Here is a 17,462-nt window from a genome sequence, read left to right on the forward strand (position 1 = left end):
ACCTTCAACTTAAAAATTGAAATTCAGTCTTACTGCCATTGTGGTCCGCTTTCACCTCGAGCCTAGCGTCTATTCTTTCTTTTAGCTCAGGTACATGCGAAATGATTCCTACAAGCCTGCCGCTGCTTTGTATATCCATCAAAGCTTCAATTGCTTGATCAAGGGATTCGGGATCCAATGTACCAAACCCCTCATCTATAAACATGGTTTCCAATGAAACACCACCTGCATATTCCTGAACAATATCAGCTAGACCAAGTGCAAGCGCCAAAGCAGATTTAAAACTCTCTCCTCCCGAGAGGGTTTTAACGTGGCGTTCCTGGCCCGTATATTGATCAAAAACAAGTAATTCCAATCCGCTTTGTATATTACCTTTTGATCGGTCCTTTTTACGTATTAATTGGTATCTTCCGTTTGTCATTTTAATAAGTCGAAGATTTGCCGCTTCTAATATTCCATCTAAAAATGATGCAAGAACGTAGCGTTCAAAAGAGAGCTTATATGTATTTTGCCCTCTCGTAATATCAGCTAAGTGGCCAACCAATTCATATTCACTCTCTAAATCTTTAATTTGCCGATTGATCGTAATAACTGCTTTCTTAATTTCCTTATTTTTTTCGAACTGAACATGAAGGTAAGAAAATTGCTCCCCTAAAGAATGGTAGAGCCGCTCGCTTTCCTCAAATTCATTTTGCAATTGTTCCAAATCCGGCTTTTCTTTGTTTTGAAGCTGCAATTCATAATCAGAGAGTCTATCCGTTACAGATCTTAATTCCTCATAATAATTTTTTATAACATCTTCTAGTTGATTTATGTCGGTATTGTTCTTTTTGGATTGATGGTAATGAGTAAAGGATGTGAAACTTTCCTCTTCCAATTTCTTCAAAAAGATTTTTCGTTCGCTGTTTAATGTTTCTGTTACAGATTTCAGATTATCTTGCAGATTTTTAATTGTTCCTTTAGTCACAGCCACTTGTTCAGTGATTTTCGAAAAATACTCTCTAGCCAATTTTAATGAATGGTCCATTTTTTTGATCTCATTCTCAATCAATATAACTTTCTGATCATATTTTTCTTTTTCTCTAAGTTCCACTGGTATGCTGCGGCTAAGGTTTTCAATGATCAAAGCAGATTCTGAATGTAAAATGGATAGCTTGCGTTCTGTTTCTTTTAAATGATCCAGATTTAAATTTTCTTCATCATTTTCTTTCTTTAAACGCAAAATAATGTTCTCTAAGGATGATATTCTCTTTATTTTTAATTTACTTTCGTTTAAAATGTTCGTTGCTTCCACTATTTCTTGCTGATAATCATTTAAAAATATATCTTTTTTATCAAGTGAAAAATCAGGAATAACATTTAATGTCTTTTGCAATGTTTCTTGAATTTGACCATTTAATATATCTGCCTCTGTACTCATCTTCATCCAAGCTCTTTCAATTACTGAAAAGGACTCCATAGCTGAATCAACATTTTCTTTAGCAGATTTCATATCATTTTCATTAACAAGTACGTTCAAATGAACTGCAGGAGTTGGATGTTCTAAAGATCCGCAAACTGGACATGCTTGTCCGTCAGCTAATGAAGCAGCAAGAAGTCCTGCTTGACTGGCAAACCACCTGTTTTCCAACGTTTTCAAAGTCTCTTTAGCATCATCGACAACTTTTTTGGCGTGATCAAGTTCCGCTTTTTTTCGTTTTATTTCTTTTTCTAAAGAAGCTTCCTTTTCAATAAAATTATTAATAATTTGTAAATATTGTAATCCCGTTTCTAATCTAGAGGCTTTTTTATCCATTTCAAAAGTTGAAATTCTGAGAGCTTCTAATTCCCTTAAAATGTTTTCTTGCTCTTGTATATCTTTTCTTTGATTGTCTACTAAATTTTTACTAGCTAGTAATTGTTTTTGGCATAATTGTAGATCCTTTTCTGCTTTCTTAAAATTTGCTTTTCGAGATTCATAAGATATGACATCTTCTCGCATGTTTTTAAGAGTAGAAAGCTCGCTGTACAATTGATCCCTTTTATCTCCTTGTTTTTCCTCAAATTGAAGACGCTCCATCGCTTTTTCAAGCTGTAGCTCAAACTTCCTTAATTGCTCTTCTTCAGCATTTAGTCTAGATGCGTATTGATCTAAATCCAGTTTTAATCTTTGACAAAGATCTTCTTGATGCTGAAGTCTATTTGCCTTATGCGCCATTTCGACTTCTTTTTTTATATTGGCAACCGCTGCTTCTTTATTTAGTAAAAGTTTTTTCTGTTCAATCAGGTGATCGCGAAGATTCATTTGCTTCAATAATTCTTCCGCTGCATCTACATGTCGTTTAGCATCATCGCGCTTTATTTTCTGTTCTTCCACATTCCTCTTACATAATGTTATTGCTTCATCCATCTGCTTGATTAAGTCATCCAATAGAAATAAAATATGTGCATCGTTGAGGTACTCTTCTGATAATGCTTTATCCAGTTGGTCGTTATTTCTATAAACAATATTTTTTAAATGCCTGCTTCTCTCTGCAACTCCTAGATCAACTTCCCTTTTCAAATGATTAGCATATTCTCTTAACTTTTCTTCAATCTGTTTGTATAGTTCAGTATGAAATAACTTTTGTAATATCGCTTCTTTCTCCCTGCTATCGGAAGTAAGAAGCTTGCGAAATTCTCCTTGCGGTATCATCAATATTTGTCTGAACTGATTTGCATCCAGTTGAATTATTTCTTTGACTTTCTCATCCGTATCTCTGACATTCGCTGCAAGCAGCTTTCGATCACCAGTAGGCTCGATAATATACAATTCCGCTTTCGCATTTACGATTGTGTAGCCTTCTCCGCGGCTCTTCTTCTTTTCTTGTTGCGGGGATCTCCATATGTAATACGTAGTCCCTTTTAATGAAAATTCAAGTGATATTTCGGTTGGAAGATCATCACTTGCGAATTGGCTGCGCAAATCAGTTCCGGACCTGTCATCCCCACTGGCGCGGCCGTAAATGGCGAAACTTATTCCATCAAAGATAGTCGTTTTTCCTGACCCGGTCTTTCCAGAAATAACAAACATTGTACGATTTTCGAGCTTGGAAAAATCAATTAATTCAGATTCTGCATAAGGACCAAAAGCTTGCATCATTAATTGAAGTGGTCTCATATGAGTACCACCCCTTTTTTTACCTCGTCGATCATTTGTGTCATTAACCGCCTTTTTTCTTCTGAGAATTCACTCGTAGTCATTTCATTGTAAAAATCATAAAATAGATCTAACTCAGATTTTCTTTCAAATCCAACCTGAGTAAGGGAATGTTTATTTCTTAAATCATATTGTTCAATTCTTTTTTCTAAATGCAATACATTAGGATAAATTTGCCTCAACTTATTAATGGGATCTATTAGAGCACCTTCATCTAGTAATATAACTTTTAAGTAATCATCTACTTTTTGATGTTGGAAGAAACTTGAATCCAATAATTCTTCCATATAACCACTTATTTCTCTCATATCTTTATTCGGGACAAGTGATTTTTTCGTTAATTCATAGCTACCATCTTGATTCATTTCAATAATAGAAACACTTTTTTGATGATTGACTTCGGAAAATGAATATTTAAGCAACGATCCTGAATAACGGACTAAATCATGCTTGATTGCCTCCGGACTATGTAAATGCCCAAGAGCCGTATAGGAGAAAGGTGAAAAATGTTCAACTGAAACACATCCCGATCCCCCAACCGACAAAATGCGTTCAGAATCACTCGTTTTCCCCCCTAACACAAAGGCATGTCCCACAAGTATATTTGGTTCATTTGGATTTATTGTTTTTTCAATTTCATAGATTAGGCGACGCATGGCATCGTCATGGGATGATATTGATTGATCTTGAAAAAATTCCCGTATCGTTCCAGGCTCTGCATACGGAACTAAATAGAAATTTACACCATTTATATGTATAGGCTTAAAACAATCTTGAATCTTCCCATTAATAAAAAGATTGCTATGTTTATACCAGGATGATCCAAATGAAAGTCTTTCTGCACTATCATGGTTACCTGATATTGCTAAAACAGGCATCTTCAACTCCACGTTTATTTTAAATAACATTTCCTCGAGAAGACTGACAGCTTCCGTAGGAGGTACTGATCGATCATAAAGATCACCTGCAATAATGATCGCTTCAGGTTGTTCTTCTTCAATTAATTGTACGAATTGATGTAAAATATGTCTTTGCTCATTCGTCATGTATATTCCATGCACTAGTTTTCCTAGATGCCAGTCCGCAGTATGTATAAACTTCACTCAAACCACCCCTTTTAACACTTTTCTACTATTATACCAAACTAGGTGGTGGCTAGCCTTATCGTATTTTAAGTTAGCACACATCCTTTCGCCTTCTAACTAGTTTCTTCAAAATAAAATAAGAGCATGATAATTCATTCGTTGCTTGTCATTAAGTTTTTGTATTCGCTATAATAGTTTAGAATGGTTCTTTTTGAAATGAGGTGAAATGAATGATGCTGTCCGGTTGGTTTTTATGGTTTATTCTTTTTTGGGTCTTTGTTCTTATCTCATTAATGGCAATAGGCGGCTTTTTTATGTTTCGAAAGTTTTTAAAAAGACTGCCAAAAGAAGATGGAAAATCAGATATGGATTGGGAAGAATACTATGTCGAAAAAACAAAAAAATTATGGACGCCAGATAAAAAGGAATTATTGGATGAATTAGTGAGTCCCGTTCCAGAATTGTTCAGAGATGTTGCTAGACAAAAGATTGCTGGCAAAATAGGGGAACTTGCATTTAAGGAAAAGGTAAAGAAAATTGATTTAGACGTATTGATAAGAGGTTATATTTTAGCGACTCCAAAACGGGACCATAAGTTTTTAAAGAAAAAACTTTCCCAGTTGAACATCGATGTTACTCCATATGAGCATTTATTTTTATAAAGGATATAAAGGGTGATGGAAATGAAGTATTTGGCAGTGGGGATAGGGGGAATAATCGGAAGCTTATTACGATTTTTTATTAATTCCATTCACTTTGGATTTTCTGAACACTTACTGCCCTTCGATACATTATTTGTTAATCTGATTGGATCGTATTTATTAGGACTTTTAACTGGACTTCATAGTCGTTTTCCTAAAATCCCTTCTTACATACAGATCTCCATAGGAACCGGTTTAATCGGTTCCTTTACCACTTTTTCCACATTTAGTACAGAGATTGTTCAATTAATGATCGATCAGCATTATTTGCAAGTAATTATTTATTTTCTTGTCAGTTTTATCGGTGGTTTGGTCTTGGCCTTTGCCGGATTTTTAAATGGTTCAGGAAAATCGGGGAAGAAGGTATTTAGTAAATGACAGTTTTTTATGTGGCGATTGGTGGGTTCATTGGTGCCATTTCTCGATTTAGTATAGGGCAGTTTTTAAAACTTAATATGACAGACTTCCCCTTTCCTACATTTTTCGTAAATGCCATAGGATCATTTTTTCTCGGCTTTATTATCGGCTTAGCATCACCAATTGGTGTGACCCTATTTGTAGGTGTTGGTTTTTTAGGTTCTTTTACGACTTACTCTACTTTTATGGTTGAGAATATGAAATTGCTCTTAGAAAACAAATGGAAAAGTATGATTCTTTATACCACTTGTAGTTATGTTTGTGGAATTGTATTGGCATTTGGTGGATTGATGCTAGGAATTTTTCTCAGTAAATAAAAAAGCAGCCAAAAGCTGCTTTTTTAACTTGTTGCCACTAATTTTTTATATTGCACCAACATTGCTATACGCCAAGGGACAATCATCCCAAATGCTAATATCCAAAACATACCACTTAGTTGTCCAACTTCAATTTGTTGACTAAGAATAGATTTAGCTACTATCCTAACGAGCAATAAACCAATTAAAATAAACGCAAATGCTTTAGATCGTTTCATATATACGGCATTGTCACGCACTTCAAATTTTGATGTTTTAATAAGTAAAATTGAAAAAAGCAATCCCGCTACAGTTGCTTCAAAAAGCTCCCAGGTTGTTACTCTAAAATATGGGGAGATGAACATTAAAGCACCGGTGCTCATAAAGAGAGGCGGAAGGATGATCTTTTTCGCTGAAACCGGTTTATGAGACGCCTTCATCCGAACAAATATAACTCCTACACTCATCATTATCGCAATGATGGAAGGTATTAAAATTTTCATTGTCATCATTCCTTAAAACTTCTATATATTCAACATAAAAATTATACAACTACATGCTCCAACTTGGAATAATATAAATTTCCCATATTTAGAAGCCTACGAAATCGCCAAAAAAATAAGAAAAGATACTAATAATAAGTGTCATGCCATCAAAGAAAAGAAGGATTCCGACTAAAATCATAATATATCCACCAATCTTCATGATTTTTACATTATGCTTGCGGATCCAGTTCATACGGCCAATAAAGAAAGACAGAATAAAAAATGGAATAGCAAATCCAAGTGTATAGGTAATCATATATAAAACTCCAGAACCAGGGTTAGAAGCTGCTAAAGTAATGACCATCATCAAAATTGGGCCCGTACATGGTGTCCAACCCGCGGCAAAAGCCATGCCGATTAATGATGATCCAACATATCCTGCAGGACGGTGCTTAAATTCAAATCGACGGTCCTTCATTAAAAATTCTGGGGAGAAAATGCCTGTTACCATTAAACCAAAAATGACAATAAAAATGGCACCTATTTGTCTAATTAAATTTTGATATTCAGAAAAAAAGTGACCTATATATGAAGTGCTGAAACCTAATACGATGAATATAACAGAAAAACCTAGCAGGAAAAATAGCGTATGCAGCATACTTCTACGTTGGAACATAGCATGCTCATTTTTTAATTCACTTACAGACATTCCCGTAATATACGATATAAAAGCTGGATATAACGGCAGGCAGCATGGCGATATGAAGCTTAAGAAACCCGCTCCAAAAGCTAAAAACAAATTAATATCTCCAGTCATTTCATTACAACTCCTAGTATCATTTGCATCCATTCTATCAAATATTATACTCATTCTGTCGTTTAGCGATTGTGAATCTTCTGTGTCGAATAAAAAAGTTGTTATAACATTTCAAAATATGTTATTATCTGATATAATAACTAAAAAATAAAAGTTTTTTTGAAACGTTTCTATACTTTAATCGTACTAATGAATACATAGTTTTGATAATAGATTAATCCATAAAAACTGTCCGTTGCTTTTTAACATTTGTAAGACATAAAAATAGAACTCATCATAGAAAGGATAATAGACTATGTCAAATAAACAGCTGCTTTCGAAAATTGAAACGAAACGCCAACAATTACTTTCAGTCGCTGCTCAAACTGGTTTGACATCGACATTGTCTCTTCAGTATAGTATGGAACTCGATACACTGATTAATCAATACCTATTATTGAAAAAAGCTTAAATACCAGTAAAAAAACGGATGCCTTCTTAATAGGCTTCCGTTTTTTTCTCCTCTTATGGATCGTATTACTTCATTTGTTTATTCATCGCACTCATCATTTGATTGATTTTCTTTTGGGATGGTTTCATACCCATTTGCATCATCATCATTTTTAACATTTGTTCATTGATTGGTGGGTTTTTCTTTAAATAGTTCATCATATATTTACGGGCGATAAAGAAGCCGAGTGCCACTCCTGCTAATATCCCAATAAATGCCCAGAAAAAATACCAAAACATCTTTGTTTCCTCCTTCAAGTTGTCTACACTTCAGTTTACTAAATACCCGATTATTATACAATAATGTATGTAGTTTTCATACGAATTTTCGTTCTTTAATTGGTTTTACCCAACCATATTGATCATTCTCAATATCCATGGCCAAAAAACGCCCATTAAATTTCCTTAATACTTCAAAAAATATAGATTCGCATGCATAGCTTCCCCATGCCTTTAACTGTAAACATCGTTCACCAATCGTTAATTCCGCACCTTCGTGCACGCAGGTGTTGTTGGCGCAATATACCTTACCTTTTATATAAAACTCCTTATTCTCGACTGAGTGAGCTAGATGTTTATGTAGATCTAAATACGGCAATGGTTTCGTAATATATTTTATTTGTTTTTGAACAATTTCTTTCCTCTTTCCACGCAGCCTTCGTTCGGCGATGAAAAGTTCTACAAATTTACTCTCTCTGCCATAAAAAAAATCCGCAAATTCATCCTCTATTAAATAAATTAAATAGATTCTCATAATATATCTTCACTCCTCAGTCACCTTTTCCCCTATTGTAGACGAGGCTTCATAAAATAATTGTCTAAAGTTGTATGGATTATGAAATATAATATGGTTATTCTTTAAATATTTGAAATCTCCTGCATAATGTGATGAAAAAAGAGAGGAATTTTTTTCCTCCCTTTTTAAAATTTAATTATTCAACATGTTTTCCACTTTGGAAACTACATTTTCGACCGTAAATCCGTATTCTTCTATCACTTTATCTCCAGGTGCAGAAGCTCCGAATTTATCAATTGCTAGTACATCGCCTTCGTCACCTGTATAACGATCCCAACCAAAAGAGGAACCCATTTCAATTGCCAGTCGTTTTTTTACTGAACGCGGAATAACTGATTCTTTGTATTCCTTCGTTTGGGACTCGAAGCGATCCCATGAAGGCATACTTACGACTGAAACATGTATTCCTTTTTCAGCAAGAGCTTTTTGAGCATCCACAGCTAGATTTACTTCGGATCCAGTTGCAAGCAATAGGGCATCTACATTATTTTCAGAAGAAGAAATAACGTAAGCCCCTTTTTCTACTCCCTCTCTTGCACTTTCAGCGGTTCCTGGTAATGTTGGTAGGTTTTGTCTAGTTAAAACTAACACAGTTGGCTTATGGCTTGATTCGATTGCAAGACGCCACGCTGCAGCCGTCTCGTTCGCATCTGCCGGCCTAATGATTGATAAGCCTGGCATTGCACGCAACGAAGCAAGCTGCTCAATTGGCTCATGTGTAGGTCCATCTTCGCCAACAGCAATGCTGTCATGTGTTAAAACATATGTTACTGGTAGTTCCATAAGAGCTGCGAGGCGAATAGCAGGACGCAGATAATCAGAGAAAACAAAAAATGTCCCACCAAACGCTTTTAAACCACCATGAAGTGCGATCCCATTCATTGCTGCAGCCATACCGAATTCTCTTACTCCATACCAAATGTTTTTACCTGAGAAGTTTTCAGCGCTTAAATCAGTCTCGCCGTTAATCATCGTATAGTTTGAGCCTGCTAAGTCGGCAGCTCCTCCTAGTAAATGAGGGAAGTTTTTAGCAATGCCATTTAAAGCTTCATTGCTTGACTTCCTGGTCGCTAGGCTCTTGCCTTCTTCAAAGACAGGGAGTTCTTTGTCCCAGCCGTCTGGTAATTCTCCAGATATCGCAGCTTCAAGCTGTGAAGCTAATTCTGGATAATCATTCTTATAGCCGGTCAAAAGTTTTTCCCATTCAGATTCTTTCTCTTTTCCATTTTGAATCGTAGTCTTTTCAAAAACTTCATATACTTCCGAAGGAACATAGAAATCTTCCTCAAATGTCCATTTGTAATATTCCTTCGTCAGCTTCATTTCAGCCTCACCTAACGGATTGCCATGAACAGCTGATTTACCCGATTTATTTGGAGAGCCATATCCTATAACCGTTTTTACCTCTATAAGACTTGGCTTAGAAGTTTCGGCTTTTGCGGCTTCAATGGCCTTTGCTACTTCTTCCATATCATTTCCATCTTCAACTCTAATATAGTGCCAACCATATGCTTTAAAGCGTTCACCAACATTTTCAGAAAATGACTTATCCAATTCTCCATCAAGTGTAATATCATTGGAATCATATAATAAAATCATTTTTCCTAGCTTTAAGTGGCCAGCAAGAGAAGCAGCTTCAGAAGCTACACCTTCCATTAAATCCCCATCACCACATAGTGCATATGTATAATGGTCAACAACATTATATTGGTCTTTATTGTAAACTGCGGCTAAATGACGTTCAGCTATGGCCATACCAACAGCCATTGCTATACCTTGTCCAAGAGGGCCTGTTGTTGCTTCTACCCCAGGTGTATAGCCATACTCCGGATGTCCGGGTGTACGGCTTCCCCATTGACGGAAGTTTTTCAAATCTTCAATTTCGACTCCATACCCTGATAAATGCAGTAAACTGTACAATAGCATTGAGCCGTGTCCAGCCGAAAGAACAAATCTATCTCGATTAAACCATGCAGGATTGTTAGGATTATGGTCCATAAAACGTGTCCATAACGTATATGCCATTGGCGCAGCACCCATAGGTAATCCTGGATGACCAGATCCCGCCTTTTCAATAGCATCAATGGAAAGCGTTCTTATTGTGTTCACAGCTAATTGATCTACTTGTTCAAACATTGACAACAACCTTTCTATCTAATTTTGCATATATCTATCATAATGATAAATGATTGATTAAACAACTATTTTTAAAAAATTGAGAAAGTTACACTAGGTTTTATTAAGTAAACAAATGGTTAATGAAGTTTTTTCTGTTCTTGAATTTTTTTAACCTTTTCCGGTGTTACATCCTCTCCAGTTACGTCAAACACTCGCACATTTTCAATCGTCTTTCTCATAGAAGAACGAAATGTCTTTAAATATTCGGAGCGTAAGCTAGTTTGCTCCTTTGCCTCTTCTTTTGTAAGTCCTTGTTCCTTCGCTTTTTTTGCTAATTGGTTGATTCTCATAAGTTTATCTTTAGGCAACATTTAAAAAAACTCCTTAAAAAAGGTTTATTGAGATTAAAATTTATCGTACTAAAAAAAGAGCAAGACTACAAATCATCTGCCCTCTCCGCAATATTTTCATTATGTATTGTATGCTCCTTATACCTTCTATGTACAGTGGCTTTTGATACATCATACCCAAAGCCCCTCATCGTAGCCGCAATTTCACTAAAAGTAAGTCCATTATTTCTCAAGCGGATAATTTCATCAAGAGGAATATCCTTTCTTTCCCTGCCTTCCAAATTCCCTCGTTTTTTTAAGTTTTTTTCCGGACGATATCCTCTTTCGATTGCTTTTCTCATTCCACGCTTGATTTTAATATTATGAAGTTTTCTTTGATACTCCTCCACCATACTAACTATATTCAGAACCATGGAATCCGTCTCAGAAAGCTGCAACTCTCCATTATGTGAAAGGTTGAATAATTTTACCCCTTCTTTAAAAAGAGTGTGAAGCAAAGCAATTTTTGCATTCCCTCTTCCTAGCCTCGTCTCATCTTGAATCAATACTGTGTCAATTGAATCTTGCTTAATTTTCTCTAGCAACTGCAAGATGCCGGGTCTGTCAAGATCATATCCGCTAGATTGATCACAAATGACTGAATCTACTTCCATTTCCCACTTCTTTGCTGCATCCAACAATTCCTCTTCTTGTCTAATAAGAGATGTTTCCTGTGTATCCTTTTCCGTACTAACCCTGCAATAAATAATAGCTTTCATAGGATGTCTGCCTCATTTCCCCTCATATGCATACTCTATCTTATCATCCTTATGTTTTAAATATGATCCCGATATGATAAGCTCATCACCATTTTTTATCGATGTACTCTTTAATTGATTTTCCTTTTCTAATATTTTCATAAAATCTGTCGTAGACATTCCATATTTTTCGGCATTTTTTTGAGAAATAGACCATAAAGTTTCACCTTTTTGGACGGTAATGATGAGATCGGTATGATGTTTGTCATCCCCACTGAATAATATATAAAAGCCCATTAGTAAAGTAATAATAATAAATAAAACAGCATATGAGTATTTTTTCCATATTGAAATCATGTATATAACCTTCTTTCGAATGTGTGTTCTTATTTAATATTGATTGTAATACGAACACCCGTTTGATGTCAAGCGAAATTCGAACTTATGTTTGTATACATAGAAAGTTCATGGTATACTGAAATTAAGTTATTAGGAGAAAAAGGAGAGTGAATATAATTGATAAAATTATCGAAACGACAACAAGATATTCTTGATTTTATAAAGTTTGAAGTTAAATCAAAAGGATATCCGCCCTCCGTTCGTGAAATTGGGGAAGCTGTAGGACTAGCATCTAGTTCTACTGTTCATGGACATCTTGCTAGATTAGAAAACAAAGGTTTAATAAGACGAGATCCGACTAAGCCAAGGGCAATTGAAATTATTCAGCCCGAAAATGATAATATTCCTCGCCAAAATACAATCAGTGTTCCATTAGTTGGTAAGGTAACTGCAGGCCTTCCGATTTCTGCCATTGAAAATATTGAAGAGTATTTTCCGTTGCCTGAACAGCTTGTACCCGCAGATGATCAAGTTTTCATGCTTGAAATTGTTGGTGAAAGTATGATTGAAGCTGGTATATTAGATGGCGATTACGTAATCGTGCGCCAGCAAAGCACCGCCAATAATGGCGAAATCGTTGTTGCTATGACGGAAGAAAATGAAGCCACTGTAAAACGATTTTTTAAAGAGAGAGATTATTTCCGTCTCCAACCGGAAAATTCGAACATGGAACCGATTATTTTACGTGATGTTTCGATTTTAGGAAAAGTCGTTGGACTTTATAGACAAGTGATACATTAATAGATCGGAATAGAGCCTAATCGTTCAGGCTCTATTTATTTTTACTAGCCTCCATAGCCTCTCCCCAATAATAGTTACTAATTACTTCTGCCAATGCGTCTACTGTTCTATTAAGCTCTTCAAGATTGTTATCTACTCCACCAATTTCAATAACAAGATTATGGTCGAATAAATCTTGATTGTATATGCCATTTCCTTCTGTTTTCGATTTATCTAATACCCCTCTAGATAGTCCTGGATATTTCTTTTCCAACAATTTGTTCAGTTTGCCCGCAAATTGAAGATTTTTTCCATAGTTTGGATGTGCCGTGCCAACTACGAAATATAATTTTGCATATGGTTTTCCATTAATTTCTTTTGTTGTAACATGTTTTCTTGCGGAGTCACGATGAATATCGAACATTAGCTGCAGCTGTTTATTTTGTCCCATCGCTTCTACAACACTTTCTCTTGACATAGTGTATGATTGACCGTATTTCATTCCTCTTTTCAAGAGTTTTTCTTGAATATCTGCATTATCCACTAATGTCTTAATGCCTCTTTCTTCAAGTTTTTCTCCAAGTCTTTTTCCAAGCAATGTAACATTCTTTTCCCTGCTGCTAGGATCTTTTTTGCCATCGACTAATGGATAGAAAGATTCCCATGTATGAGAGTGGTAAATATATGCAATATAATCATTTGTTAATTCTTTCTCTTCATCTTTTGTTGGGAGTTCTGATTCATCTGGTTCATCATACATTCCAAAATCCTGAGGTGGAGGTGATTCAATTGGAAGATTCGTAAAATCCGTTCCTTGTCCCGCAATGAGGATTTTGGGGCTTGAAGCGTATAGTCCAGGGATTTCCGTAAATAAAAATGTTCTCATATCTGCAAGATTAATATTAGTTAAGATCTCAAGTACCACTTTCCCAAGTGATCTATCTGGCTGAATAGGCATAACAGAATGAAGAGAGTGATTTTCTAAGGACAAAACATAGAGAAAGGAATCTGTTTTAGATGATTCAGTTCCGATAAAAGATAAGGCGCTAATTTTTATACTCGAGAATGCGATGATGGATACAATAAAGAATACAGCGATTACCGAGAGTGAGGACCTTGCAGCAATTTTAATCATCGTCTTCATTCCTTTATCAAATTGTAACTACATTCCATTTATATTAAAAAAGTTAATAGACTATGATTGAAATTTGAAATTTAATGATAGAATGACAAAAAACCTTGTGGTCCAAAAAAGACCACAAGGTTTTATTATTTTTCAGAAATCAACCTGTATTGACTAATCCCGCCGCTACTCCATTAATCGTTAACAATACTTCAGTTACGAGTTCATCAGAAGGATTATCAGTTTCCCTTAATTTTTTAATAAGATCAACTTGTAGGAAATTCAAAGGATCTACATAAGGGTTCCGTCTATGAACCGATTCTTGAATATTTGGTGTGTGCGCAAGCAACTCTTCGTTTCCGGAAATTTGCAAAAGCACCTTTCTCGTTCTGTAATATTCATTAGAAATATTTTCAAAAATTCGTTTAGCGATTGCCGGATCCTCGACTAAGCTTAAATATTCTTTGGCAGTAGCCATATCTGCTTTCATCAACGCCATTTGCAAATTATTTATTGTAGATTTGAAGAAAGGCCAATGTTTGTACATTGTTTGCAGTAATTCAAGATTTGACTCTTCTAAATTTAAGAAGGATTCTAATCCTGTACCAGATGCATACCAAGCAGGGATCATTTGCCTTGACTGAGTCCAAGCAAAAACCCAAGGTATGGCGCGTAAATCTTCAAAGCGCTGACTATTCTTTCTGCTCATCGGGCGTGAGCCAATATTTAAAGCTCCTATTTCTTTTAAAGGTGTAGCCTGATTAAAGTATGTTAAGAAATCTTCATCACCAAATACGAGTGATTGATATTTATCCAATGCGTGTTTGGAGATTTCCTCCATCGCAACTTCCCATTCTTTTTTGCGTAGGAAGGCATGATCATTAAATGAAGCAACCTTTGAACAAGCTTCCAATAATGCCGATGCAGCCTGCTCTAAATTACGATAGGCAATATCTTCAAGTAAATATCTAGAAGACAGTACTTCTCCTTGCTCTGTAATTTTTACACCATCACCAAGTGTTTCAACAGGCTGGGAGAGAATACTTGTATTTAAAGAACCGCCACCACGACCTAAAGAACCGCCCCGTCCGTGAAAGAACTTTAGACGAATATTAAAATCTCTCGCCATATTATGAATTTCTTGTTGAGCTTTAAAGAGTTTCCAATTAGCTGTTAAAGTTCCGCCATCCTTACTTCCATCTGAATATCCAAGCATGATTTCTTGATGATTGCCGCGTTTATTTAAATGATTTCGATAAACATCCATTTCAAATAAAGATTTTAATATTGATGGACCTGCAATTAAATCATCAATGGTCTCTAATAATGGAGCAACATGCAAGTCGCTCTCTACTCTACCATCTGAGAAAAGTCGATAGATTCCTGCTTCCTTAGCAAGTAATAGAACTTCTAATAAATCACTTGCCGATTGGGTCATACTAATCAAATATACTTCGATTGAACGTTTTCCGAACTCGCTATGAGCTTTCTTAATTAGTTTAAACACATTCAAAATTGCGAGTGTTTCTTTAGAGTATCCTTCTTCAAGCAGAAGAAGTGGTCTTGGATCACTTAATGCCCTCCGTAGAATATCAAGTTTTTTCTCTTCAGAAAGCTCAGAATAGTTTTCAGTAATATTTACAGCTTTTAATAATTCACTTACAGCTATTTCATGTTCTCCACTATGATTTCTAATATCTAATGTAGCTAGATGGAAACCAAATAATTGTACTTGCCTTATCAACTTTCTAATCGTTTTTAGCTTTTTATGATCAGGTTGATGGCTTTCCGCACTTTCCATTATTTGAAATAAATCATTTAATAATTCATCTGAACTCTTATATCCAATATCTGACTTCCCTACCTCATCAAGGCGTTTTAAAATAATAGCAAATTTTCTCCGATAAAATTCAGACTCTATTGGCCATTTTTCATCTTCTGTTAAATATTTCGGCTCTCCTTGTTCAACGGCTGCAATTAATTCATCGCTTACATGAATTCTCTCTGTTGAGTGACTAAATCTTTTCATTAATTCAGTAATTGATTCAGTGTATTTCTTTAATACAAGGCTTCTCTGCATTTGCAGAGTTTCCCATGTGATTTCAGGAGTAACATTTGGATTCCCATCTCGATCCCCGCCGATCCAAGATCCGAAATGGAGAAAGTTAGGGACCTCTAATTCATATTCAGGAATATTTTCCTGCAATTGAAATTCTAGCTCTTGATGAACGGAAGGTAATGTATCAAATAATGTTTGATCAAAGTAATACAGACCATTCCTTACTTCGTCTAAAACTTTTGGCTTTCGATGGCGTAATTCATCCGTTTGCCATAAGGCCGTTACTTCATTAAATAAGCTTTCTTCATAGTTACGACGTTCTTTCTTCGTAACCAATGGATTATCGAGTTTTTGTAAAATCGTTGATATTCTTTTTTGAATTTCTAGAACTGTTCGCTTAGTCGCTTCTGTTGGGTGTGCTGTAATAATTAATTCAATGGATAATTCATTTAATACATGTTGAAGCACTTCATTTGGAAGGTTCAACTCTTTTACTTTGGATACTACATTTTCCAATGAAAAAGACTGGCCGCCTTCATCTTTTAATTGATATTGACGTCTACGACGTATTCTATGATTTTGTTCTGCAATATTGATTAGATGGAAGTATATAGAAAATGCTCTAATTACTTGTTGACGTGTGGGTGGTTCAAGTGTGCTGATGATACCTTTTAATTCAGTATATGTCTTTTCTGAATATTCCTTACGCAGGCTTTTTGTTAATTCTCTAATAGATTCAACTTTATTAAGAAGTTCAATTCCACCATGATGAACTAATATTTCGCCTAGAATATTACCTAATTTTTTTACATCACTCCGCAATTGAGCGTTATAATCAACCGTATCGTTCAAATTACATCTCCTCCTATTCCCAAAAACGACAAAACATTTTTTCTAGTATTCCCTTTAATTGACGATTAAATTTTAATAAAACCTAAGGACAGTTTATCTCCCAAAGGGGTATAAACTGTCCCTGTACAATAGAATATGTACCACCTGAAAGTACAATATATTTTATCATACGTAAAACAGCAGAGCAAATGATAATAATCGAAAGTATTTCATAATTAGTCAAAAAGCTCTGACTTTCGTGCCAGAGTTTTCGTACATAGTAGCATCCTCATATACTGTTCTCTTTCCATGGATGAACTTGCGTACGGAATAAGTTCTTGGCTGATTTATAATGTAGGTTTTATGATGTCAAACACTTTTATCATTTATATTAATATTTAGGGTGTACTTGGAGTGAATTGGGGGTGAATAATTTATATCTTTAAAAGTCATCACTTCCACCGAGATCCCTTTCATCGTTGAAGTCAATTTCTGTATCCTATTTTCACTCACAGTGAAACAATACAGAATTGGCAGTAGTTAAAATTTGTTTTTTATGTCATTACACATTACCTTATATCTTTTAATCTTTGTATAGTTATCTTGCATGCGTCGGGTATTATCAATTTCAACTAAATAAACAAAGCTGCTACGAGTAAAAACTGCATCCTAAAAAATCTTCTTACTTTCCACAATCGTCTTTACCCCCGCAGCCTATATTGCAAACTCATACTCAAGTATTTTTATTAACTTTGTACCACAATGTAATGCTGCTAAAAAAACACCTTGAGTTAAGACATCTTATCGCATTTATTAACATAATTTCATTCTTCTCTTTTAAGTTTTAAATGCCTTTGATAA

Annotated in this window: 17 protein-coding genes; 5 read left to right on the top strand and 12 right to left on the bottom strand. The window is 35.2% G+C overall.

Features of this window, described 5'->3' with window-relative positions; all coding sequences use genetic code 11:
- Positions 1–4 precede the first annotated feature (4 nt).
- The gene (locus KHA96_RS04820) at positions 5–3,139 is read right to left on the bottom strand and encodes an AAA family ATPase (RefSeq protein ID WP_213128135.1); all 3,135 of its coding nucleotides are present in this window, start codon (positions 3,137–3,139) and stop codon (positions 5–7) included.
- Complete coding sequence (locus KHA96_RS04825; RefSeq protein WP_213128136.1) at positions 3,136–4,281, bottom strand: exonuclease SbcCD subunit D; 1,146 nt, start codon at positions 4,279–4,281, stop codon at positions 3,136–3,138. Before KHA96_RS04825 ends, KHA96_RS04820 begins: the two co-directional genes overlap by 4 nt.
- 215 nt (positions 4,282–4,496) lie before the next feature.
- Between KHA96_RS04825 and KHA96_RS04830 the strand changes: the two genes are divergently transcribed.
- Genes KHA96_RS04830 through KHA96_RS04840 form a run of 3 tightly spaced genes read left to right on the top strand, consistent with a single transcriptional unit; the run spans position 4,497 to position 5,698 of the window.
- Positions 4,497–4,925 carry a DUF2621 domain-containing protein gene (locus tag KHA96_RS04830; protein WP_213128685.1) on the top strand — a complete coding sequence of 143 codons (429 nt, stop codon included), beginning with the start codon at positions 4,497–4,499 and terminating at the stop codon, positions 4,923–4,925.
- A gap of 15 nt (positions 4,926–4,940) precedes the next feature.
- The gene (gene crcB, locus KHA96_RS04835) at positions 4,941–5,342 is read left to right on the top strand and encodes a fluoride efflux transporter CrcB (RefSeq protein ID WP_213128137.1); all 402 of its coding nucleotides are present in this window, start codon (positions 4,941–4,943) and stop codon (positions 5,340–5,342) included.
- Complete coding sequence (locus KHA96_RS04840; RefSeq protein WP_213128138.1) at positions 5,339–5,698, top strand: fluoride efflux transporter FluC; 360 nt, start codon at positions 5,339–5,341, stop codon at positions 5,696–5,698. The genes crcB and KHA96_RS04840 overlap by 4 nt, the downstream gene beginning before the upstream one ends.
- Positions 5,699–5,721: 23 nt before the next feature.
- On the opposite strand, the gene KHA96_RS04845 is transcribed toward KHA96_RS04840, so the two are convergent.
- On the bottom strand, positions 5,722–6,189 hold the full coding sequence (locus KHA96_RS04845; protein ID WP_213128139.1) for a CcdC family protein: 468 nt from the start codon (positions 6,187–6,189) through the stop codon (positions 5,722–5,724).
- Between the two features lie 79 nt (positions 6,190–6,268).
- Positions 6,269–6,979 carry a cytochrome c biogenesis CcdA family protein gene (locus KHA96_RS04850; RefSeq protein ID WP_213128686.1) on the bottom strand — a complete coding sequence of 237 codons (711 nt, stop codon included), beginning with the start codon at positions 6,977–6,979 and terminating at the stop codon, positions 6,269–6,271.
- Between the two features lie 295 nt (positions 6,980–7,274).
- Between KHA96_RS04850 and KHA96_RS04855 the strand changes: the two genes are divergently transcribed.
- On the top strand, positions 7,275–7,430 hold the full coding sequence (locus KHA96_RS04855; protein WP_213128140.1) for an aspartyl-phosphate phosphatase Spo0E family protein: 156 nt from the start codon (positions 7,275–7,277) through the stop codon (positions 7,428–7,430).
- Between the two features lie 65 nt (positions 7,431–7,495).
- On the opposite strand, the gene KHA96_RS04860 is transcribed toward KHA96_RS04855, so the two are convergent.
- From KHA96_RS04860 to yneA, 6 genes are all read right to left on the bottom strand, one after another.
- Positions 7,496–7,708 carry a YneF family protein gene (locus tag KHA96_RS04860; RefSeq protein ID WP_213109772.1) on the bottom strand — a complete coding sequence of 71 codons (213 nt, stop codon included), beginning with the start codon at positions 7,706–7,708 and terminating at the stop codon, positions 7,496–7,498.
- 76 nt (positions 7,709–7,784) lie between these two features.
- Positions 7,785–8,222 carry a sporulation inhibitor of replication protein SirA gene (sirA, locus tag KHA96_RS04865; RefSeq protein WP_213128141.1) on the bottom strand — a complete coding sequence of 146 codons (438 nt, stop codon included), beginning with the start codon at positions 8,220–8,222 and terminating at the stop codon, positions 7,785–7,787.
- Positions 8,223–8,396: 174 nt separating this feature from the next.
- On the bottom strand, positions 8,397–10,400 hold the full coding sequence (tkt, locus tag KHA96_RS04870; RefSeq protein WP_213128142.1) for a transketolase: 2,004 nt from the start codon (positions 10,398–10,400) through the stop codon (positions 8,397–8,399).
- A 119-nt stretch (positions 10,401–10,519) separates the two neighbouring features.
- Positions 10,520–10,753 (bottom strand): DUF896 domain-containing protein, encoded by a 234-nt coding sequence (locus tag KHA96_RS04875; protein WP_213128143.1) that lies wholly within the window; start codon positions 10,751–10,753, stop codon positions 10,520–10,522.
- A 65-nt stretch (positions 10,754–10,818) separates the two neighbouring features.
- Entirely contained in the window at positions 10,819–11,490 is a 672-nt protein-coding gene (locus KHA96_RS04880) for a YneB family resolvase-like protein (RefSeq protein ID WP_213128144.1), read from the bottom strand.
- A gap of 12 nt (positions 11,491–11,502) precedes the next feature.
- Positions 11,503–11,826, bottom strand: a complete 324-nt coding sequence (yneA, locus tag KHA96_RS04885) for a cell division suppressor protein YneA (RefSeq protein ID WP_213128145.1) — start codon at positions 11,824–11,826, stop codon at positions 11,503–11,505.
- A gap of 159 nt (positions 11,827–11,985) precedes the next feature.
- On the opposite strand from yneA, the gene lexA reads away from it, so the two are divergent.
- Positions 11,986–12,609, top strand: a complete 624-nt coding sequence (lexA, locus tag KHA96_RS04890; protein ID WP_213128146.1) for a transcriptional repressor LexA — start codon at positions 11,986–11,988, stop codon at positions 12,607–12,609.
- A gap of 31 nt (positions 12,610–12,640) precedes the next feature.
- On the opposite strand, the gene spoIIP is transcribed toward lexA, so the two are convergent.
- Both spoIIP and ppc read right to left on the bottom strand, forming a co-directional pair.
- Complete coding sequence (gene spoIIP, locus KHA96_RS04895; RefSeq protein ID WP_213128147.1) at positions 12,641–13,723, bottom strand: stage II sporulation protein P; 1,083 nt, start codon at positions 13,721–13,723, stop codon at positions 12,641–12,643.
- 148 nt (positions 13,724–13,871) lie between these two features.
- Positions 13,872–16,622: a phosphoenolpyruvate carboxylase gene (ppc, locus tag KHA96_RS04900; RefSeq protein WP_213128148.1), complete on the bottom strand. Its 2,751-nt coding sequence runs from the start codon at positions 16,620–16,622 to the stop codon at positions 13,872–13,874.
- Positions 16,623–17,462: the final 840 nt, after the last annotated feature.

Origin of the sequence: Bacillus sp. FJAT-49711, assembly GCF_018343715.1 — a bacterium.
Classification (GTDB): Bacteria; Bacillota; Bacilli; order Bacillales; family Bacillaceae_C; genus Lederbergia.

Bases quoted from the DNA above. Each gene is read 5' to 3' on its own strand.
- KHA96_RS04820 (WP_213128135.1), bottom strand. From the start codon at position 3,139: ATGAGACCACTTCAATTAATGATGCAAGCTTTTGGTCCTTATGCAGAA.
- KHA96_RS04830 (WP_213128685.1), top strand. From the start codon at position 4,497: ATGCTGTCCGGTTGGTTTTTATGGTTTATTCTTTTTTGGGTCTTTGTT.
- crcB (WP_213128137.1), top strand. From the start codon at position 4,941: ATGGAAATGAAGTATTTGGCAGTGGGGATAGGGGGAATAATCGGAAGC.
- KHA96_RS04840 (WP_213128138.1), top strand. From the start codon at position 5,339: ATGACAGTTTTTTATGTGGCGATTGGTGGGTTCATTGGTGCCATTTCT.
- KHA96_RS04845 (WP_213128139.1), bottom strand. From the start codon at position 6,189: ATGATGACAATGAAAATTTTAATACCTTCCATCATTGCGATAATGATG.
- KHA96_RS04850 (WP_213128686.1), bottom strand. From the start codon at position 6,979: ATGACTGGAGATATTAATTTGTTTTTAGCTTTTGGAGCGGGTTTCTTA.
- KHA96_RS04855 (WP_213128140.1), top strand. From the start codon at position 7,275: ATGTCAAATAAACAGCTGCTTTCGAAAATTGAAACGAAACGCCAACAA.
- KHA96_RS04860 (WP_213109772.1), bottom strand. From the start codon at position 7,708: ATGTTTTGGTATTTTTTCTGGGCATTTATTGGGATATTAGCAGGAGTG.
- sirA (WP_213128141.1), bottom strand. From the start codon at position 8,222: ATGAGAATCTATTTAATTTATTTAATAGAGGATGAATTTGCGGATTTT.
- tkt (WP_213128142.1), bottom strand. From the start codon at position 10,400: ATGTTTGAACAAGTAGATCAATTAGCTGTGAACACAATAAGAACGCTT.
- KHA96_RS04875 (WP_213128143.1), bottom strand. From the start codon at position 10,753: ATGTTGCCTAAAGATAAACTTATGAGAATCAACCAATTAGCAAAAAAA.
- KHA96_RS04880 (WP_213128144.1), bottom strand. From the start codon at position 11,490: ATGAAAGCTATTATTTATTGCAGGGTTAGTACGGAAAAGGATACACAG.
- yneA (WP_213128145.1), bottom strand. From the start codon at position 11,826: ATGATTTCAATATGGAAAAAATACTCATATGCTGTTTTATTTATTATT.
- spoIIP (WP_213128147.1), bottom strand. From the start codon at position 13,723: ATGATTAAAATTGCTGCAAGGTCCTCACTCTCGGTAATCGCTGTATTC.